This is a genomic window from Chroococcidiopsis cubana SAG 39.79, from assembly GCF_003991895.1.
Classification (GTDB): domain Bacteria; phylum Cyanobacteriota; class Cyanobacteriia; order Cyanobacteriales; family Chroococcidiopsidaceae; genus Chroococcidiopsis; species Chroococcidiopsis thermalis.
The window spans coordinates 1-5826 of sequence record NZ_RSCK01000183.1; the positions used below are offsets into that span (position 1 = coordinate 1).

Consider the following 5826-nt stretch of genomic DNA (forward strand, 5'->3'; position numbering starts at 1 on the left):
AGACGCTTATTTCTCCATAAAAGTATTTGTTCCAGAATATCACTTTAAGCTTGGTATAAATTTAGATGCGTTTGCCCTGCATCGAAGTATCTCCTTGAGTTTTCAGTTTGTGGGGGAAAGGTTCCGGACAGTTGGAGCGGGACTATTGACAAAACTGGGGCGAGCTGAAACCAGCAGACACTAACTCTCTGGTAAACCCGCAACTTCGATCGCGGGGCGGATTTCGACAGTGCCGACTTTTGCACCTGGAATTTGAGTAGCGATCGCGATCGCTTCGTCGAGATCCCGAGCATCGATCAGGAAAAATCCTCCCAATTGTTCGCGGGTTTCGGCGAAGGGTCCGTCGGTTACTAGCGGCTTGCCGTCGCGGACTCGGACGCTGGTGGCTGTCGCTACAGGCTGGAGCGGGGCGGTGGCGAGATACTGTCCGCGTGAGTTGAGCTGCTGCGCGAGTTGTGCCGATTCTACATAACAATGCTGCCGCTCGGTTTCGCTCAGAGCATCTTCTTCCATGTAAATCAACAGCACGTATTTCATTAGGTTGCCTCCATTTTTCCCTTTATCAGTTAGTCGAACGGAGATCGCTCAATTCGACACCATGCCAAAAATTTTTTATCATCAGATCCGAGCATGATTTACCCGCGTTTTTCCCTTTATCAGTTAGTCGAACGGTAATTGCTCAAATCGACACCTTGCCAAAAATCTTTTAATTGGGTATGACTCCAAACGCGAAGTCAGCAGATGTCACCCAGGCGATCGCCTCCGTTTATCGGGCTGAGTGGGGGCGAATCGTCGCTACGTTAATCCGACTAGTTGGTGATTTTGACCTAGCCGAAGAAGCAGCACAGGAAGCATTTACAGCCGCCGCGAGTCAGTGGCACTCTAGCGGCATTCCCGCTCTCCCTCGTGCCTGAATTATTAAGACAGCTCGGTACAAAGCGATCGATCGCCTTCGCCGCCGGACACGGCTGGCAGAAAAACTAGAATGGTACGCGGCATCTGGGTTAATTCCCACCAGCGAGGAGCCGAGATACGATAGTGACGAAATTCCAGACGATCGCTTACGTCTCATCTTTACGTGTTGCCACCCAGCACTGGCGATCGAGGCTCAGGTTGCTCTGACGCTGCGAATGTTGGGTGGACTGGAGACAGATGAGATTGCCCGCGCGTTTCTCGTCCCCACAGCGACGATGGCGCAACGGCTCGTGCGTGCCAAGCGCAAGATTCGGGATGCAGGAATTCCCTACAAAGTACCAGAGATCGGCGATCTATCCCCACGGATAGATGCGGTGCTAACAACGATTTATCTGATTTTTAACGAAGGTTATGCGGCAACCAAAGGCGAGGCAATGGTGAGGGCTGACCTCTGCACGGAAGCGATTCGGCTGGGGCAACTGGTACGGACGTTGATGTTACCGCAACCACCCTCAGAAGTCACGGCACTGGTGGCACTGATGTTGCTGCACGACTCGCGGCGCGATGCTCGGTTGGACGAAGCAGGCGATCTGGTGCTGCTCGAAGATCAGAACCGTCAACGCTGGAACCAACAACAAATTGCCCAAGCGTTGCCACTAGTGGAAGAGGCATTGCGCGGCGGCACGGGTGTTTTTGCATTGCAAGCGGCGATCGCGGCGCTCCACTGTCAAGCGCCGCGAGCCGAAGAAACAGACTGGGCGCAGATCGCGAGACTCTACGATTTGCTCCAACGCTTGCAGCCTTCGCCGATCGTGTCGTTGAATCGGGCGGTGGCGATCGCGATGGTAGAAGGAGCTTCAGCGGCGCTCGAACTGGTCGATGCGCTTGCTACCCAACTCGACGACTATCACCTGTTCCACGCTACCCGTGCCGATCTGCTGCGACGTGTGGGAGCCTTAGACTCAGCTGCTTTGAGCTACACGCGGGCACTGTCACTGGTCACCAATGACAGCGAGCGCCGATTTCTGGAGCGTCGGCGGCGCGAAGTTCAGCCCTCATAGTCAGCAAATGCTCGCCGCGCATACGTGTTGGCAACAACGATCGAAAACTTGTCATGAAATACTCATAAGTGAGCGCGTAGATTCGTGACTGCTTTTTGTCCTAATGTCATGACTGGGATGATGGAGGTGCAAACTAGGCAAATAACTCTGCCCCTGTCATGTTCTTAGTTTGATTGGCAAAGGAGTAATATGCTGGTTTTTCGTCGATAAAAACTTGATGCTCGAACACAAGACCTTCATCATTATCAAAAATTCCTGCTGGAATGTAGTATTGTTGATTTTGTTTCAATCTGTAAAACAGATGACTACCACACTGTTTACAGAATCCGCGCTCCGCCCATTCTGAAGATTGATAAATCCCAATATTTTCTTCACCCTTAAAGCTGACATCGCTGCCACACTCAACTACTAACAAAGCTCCTCCACCCCACTTTCTACACATACTACAATGACACGCCCCTACGCGATCGTTCATGCTGGTTGTAGAAAGGCTTACCGCTCCGCATAAACAGCTACCTTTGGCAACACTTGAATTAGACATATTCTACTCTCCTGCAATTATTTGCTACCCCTACATAACTATTTATTCTGCTGCGCTCTTTATACCGCGCCCTGAGTCAAATAACTGACATTCAACATTAATTAATCAAACCAGGTAATCGATCCCCGCTCGACCTTCATCTGCTAACAATAACAGTATCTCATGCCACAATTGCCGAGTAATGGAACATTTCCAAGACTCGGCACTGCTAACCCTTTAGCCTTGGATTTAGCTGTCTGATGTTTTGTCAGATGTCATTGACGAAAACCGCGATCGCAGTTACTAGATAGACTGTGAGTGGGAACTGCAACCAGGGAAGCGGTACTCTCAAAGCACATACTTCTTGAGGCTCTCATTTTTCCTCCGTATGGAAGAGCAAAATGTATGTTTGAATTGATACAATTGTTTTCTAATATAAAGTTATTAAAGCAGTAAAAACGATGAATATTATTGCTCGATCGATTTTGAGTTTAGCTGCTGGTGCAATTACTAAAGTTGTACGTCATAGTTACTAGGGTGTCATCTTCCCAAAACAACCTTGTTAAGTATCCTCGGAGCTTTCATTGAAGTAATTTGGCTGAAGGGGTGACAAGGGAGCTGGAGCGGTTGACTGATGAGGATGGTACGCTTTTGAGGTAGAAAAAGATAGGTCAAGTATTTGCAACAAGACCTACCAATTGAAAATGATGCCTTCATTCTACCAAAACTGTTTTCAAAAACTCCTGACTCCCACACAGTACAAAATGGTACAAATTTTGGTACTGCTACTACAATTCCATAAAACAGTGACGATTGAAAAGTTAGCCACAGTGTTTCCACAACCAATTCTGTTTGAAAGTCGTCGTCGCAGCATTCAAAGGTTTCTGAGTTTGCCACAGTTGAGTATTCAATTAATCTGGTTTCCCTTGTTGAAACAGTGGGTAAAAGAGCGAAAACTTAAAAAAGGCAACCGACTAATCTTTGCCATAGATCGAACACAGTGGCGGAATCAGAATGTATTTGTTATTAGCTTAATTGAAGACAAACGTGCCATTCCAATTTTTTGGCAATCTTTAGCGAAAAGAGGCTGTAGCAATCTGAGCGAACAGAAAGCATTGATTCGTCCACTGTTACGCTTATTTAAGGGCTACCAAATTCTGGTGCTAGGCGACCGTGAATTTCACAGTATCAAACTAGCCAACTGGTTACAGGCCAAGGGAATTGATTTCGTGCTACGCCAAAAAAAAGGGACTTATGTTCGTCTACCAAATTCTTCATTCCAACGGCTAGCGGTATTAGGATTAGTACCTGGGGTTTCCTTCTTCTTTGAACAGGTTCAATTCACCAAACAGAAAGGATTTGCCACATTTAATTTAGCTGGATATTACCCGCGTAAATATCGTGGAAAAGTCGAACCCTCTGGCTGGTATCTCTGAACCAATCTTCCGAGTACGAAGGCAGCAATTAAAGCATTTAAATGCCGCAGTGGAATTGAAGCAATGTTTAAAGATTGTAAAACAGGCGGCTACAATCTGGAGTCAACTTATGCAGAAGGACAACGCTTAATTGCCATAATTTTATTAATCGCTATTGCCTATACTTGTGCCGTTTTAGCTGGTCGTAGTTTCCGTCCAATCGGAGTACAAAAATATCTTGGTCGTCTCACAGAACTACAGCGCTCTTACCGCCGACATAGCTCTTTTTGGGTTGGCTTATATGGTCAGCTATGGGTAGGCGCGATGGAATTTTGGATTGATTTAGCTGATGAATTCATACGTTTAAAACCTAGTAAGCTACCCTATTTTCAGAAAGGTCTACGGGCTATGGCTCTTATCCAGTCTGCTTTATAGGCTCTTTGTCACCCCTTCAGGTCGTGCATCCAGTTGCTGAAGTGCCACCATCGTTTTTACGTGCTCACATTCATCATCACGAATATTCACAAATACGTCATAGAGAGTATTGACATGAGGACGGCGAAAGGTAGAATCTGGTGTGGTCTGAACTTCTTCAAACATATACAAATCGCCATCTCGGTAGTAGTCGATCGCAATCTGGGGAGCAGGCTGCGTTTTGAGTTCTATTTCATGTTCGTTCAAGTAGCCATTGTAGGTGTGATAAGCATGATTCTCGATCAGTTCCATCAAGTAATAGGCATACTTAGGTAACGCCATATAGAGCGGCACGACAACCCAATAGTATGCAACTGCAATGTGTTTCGCAACAAAGCGATCGATCCACAACCGATTGCCGCCGAGTGATTCCATAATCAACAGATGATGCAGTTCGTTCCAGGTTTGGGCAAAATGAACTTTTAACCAGTCTGCTTTGCGCCAGTAACCTAGCGTTTCATACAAATGCAGCACCGAGAGATAAGAGAAGTAAGGCACACGGGCGATCGTTTCTAGTACATAAAACCGAGCATAGGAACGATTGCTGTACACAACATCCACAACGAAAACGAAAAAACTTACGATCGCTCGAATTAAAACTTTCATCTTGTATTCCTCCAAATTAATCAAACGAGTTGATGTCCTCCATCCACATGCAGGATGGTTCCTGTAATGAAGCTGTTCTGCATCAAATAAAGCGCTGCATTTGCCATATCTGCTAGTGACCCAATTCTGCCAACGGGGAGTTGTTCGCTCACGGTTGTAAGAAACGCTTTCCGCTGTTCTTCCGGCACACCTTGCCACATGGGAGTTTCAACAACGCCAGGTGCCATGACATTGACGCGAATGGGTGCAAGCTCGACTGCGAGTGAGCGACAAAAAGCAGCCAGTGCGCCATCAACCGCCGCAATTAACGCAGTCTTAGGAATGGGTTTCCAGGCTGAAAAACCCGAAAAGAAAGTGATTGAACCCGTCCTGCTCAAGCGAGGCGCAGCGTGTTTGACCGCGTAGAATGGTCCGAGAATCTTGCTGGTGACAATTCTTTGAGCATCATCACTACTGAGTTGCTCGATCGATGCGAATGTCAAGTCGGCAGCCGTCGTGACTAAATGATCTACACTTCTAACTTGGGCAAACAGCGATTTGATTGCCCGTTCGTCGCCAATGTCGGCAACGATCGCTTGCGATCCCTGTCCGATTTCGAGCGCAGCTCGTTCTAGTCTATCTTGCTTTCGTGCGGCTAATGTTACTTTTGCGCCTGCTTCAGCCGCCGCTTTTGCTGTGGCAAGTCCCATTCCAGAACTTGCTCCAATAATGACAACCTGTTGATCTTGAAGTAGCATAATTCCCTCCAAAGCGATGATTAAGGCGGTTTCTATCAAACAGAATACCAGTTGAGCTAAGATGCAATTATGCGCTCAACCTTGTAGGAGCAAAGCCT

At 47.2% G+C, this 5826-nt stretch carries 7 protein-coding genes and 1 pseudogene; 4 read left to right on the top strand and 4 right to left on the bottom strand.

Going from position 1 to position 5826, the window contains the following annotated elements; genetic code table 11:
• Positions 1 to 184, top strand: a 184-nt coding sequence (locus DSM107010_RS40985) for a hypothetical protein (protein ID WP_206751859.1), incomplete at its 5' end; no start/stop codon positions are given.
• Here DSM107010_RS40985 and DSM107010_RS36415 read toward each other — a convergent pair.
• Positions 181 to 537, bottom strand: coding sequence for a YciI family protein (locus DSM107010_RS36415; protein WP_127025307.1), 357 nt, complete (start codon positions 535 to 537; stop codon positions 181 to 183). The genes DSM107010_RS40985 and DSM107010_RS36415 overlap by 4 nt on opposite strands.
• Positions 538 to 716: 179 nt before the next feature.
• Between DSM107010_RS36415 and DSM107010_RS36420 the strand changes: the two are divergent.
• Positions 717 to 1976, top strand: a pseudogene (locus DSM107010_RS36420) (RNA polymerase sigma factor).
• Positions 1977 to 2109: 133 nt separating this feature from the next.
• Here DSM107010_RS36420 and DSM107010_RS36425 read toward each other — a convergent pair.
• The gene (locus tag DSM107010_RS36425) at positions 2110 to 2517 is read right to left on the bottom strand and encodes a GFA family protein (RefSeq protein WP_106170686.1); all 408 of its coding nucleotides are present in this window, start codon (positions 2515 to 2517) and stop codon (positions 2110 to 2112) included.
• A 683-nt stretch (positions 2518 to 3200) separates the two neighbouring features.
• On the opposite strand from DSM107010_RS36425, the gene DSM107010_RS40715 reads away from it, so the two are divergent.
• Positions 3201 to 3932, top strand: coding sequence for a transposase (locus DSM107010_RS40715; RefSeq protein WP_199756018.1), 732 nt, complete (start codon positions 3201 to 3203; stop codon positions 3930 to 3932).
• A gap of 63 nt (positions 3933 to 3995) precedes the next feature.
• Positions 3996 to 4346 (top strand): hypothetical protein, encoded by a 351-nt coding sequence (locus tag DSM107010_RS40720; RefSeq protein WP_199756019.1) that lies wholly within the window; start codon positions 3996 to 3998, stop codon positions 4344 to 4346.
• Here DSM107010_RS40720 and DSM107010_RS36435 read toward each other — a convergent pair.
• Positions 4341 to 4991 (bottom strand): alternative oxidase, encoded by a 651-nt coding sequence (locus DSM107010_RS36435; RefSeq protein ID WP_106170689.1) that lies wholly within the window; start codon positions 4989 to 4991, stop codon positions 4341 to 4343. The genes DSM107010_RS40720 and DSM107010_RS36435 overlap by 6 nt on opposite strands.
• A gap of 20 nt (positions 4992 to 5011) precedes the next feature.
• Positions 5012 to 5728: an SDR family oxidoreductase gene (locus DSM107010_RS36440; RefSeq protein WP_106170692.1), complete on the bottom strand. Its 717-nt coding sequence runs from the start codon at positions 5726 to 5728 to the stop codon at positions 5012 to 5014.
• Positions 5729 to 5826 lie beyond the last annotated feature (98 nt).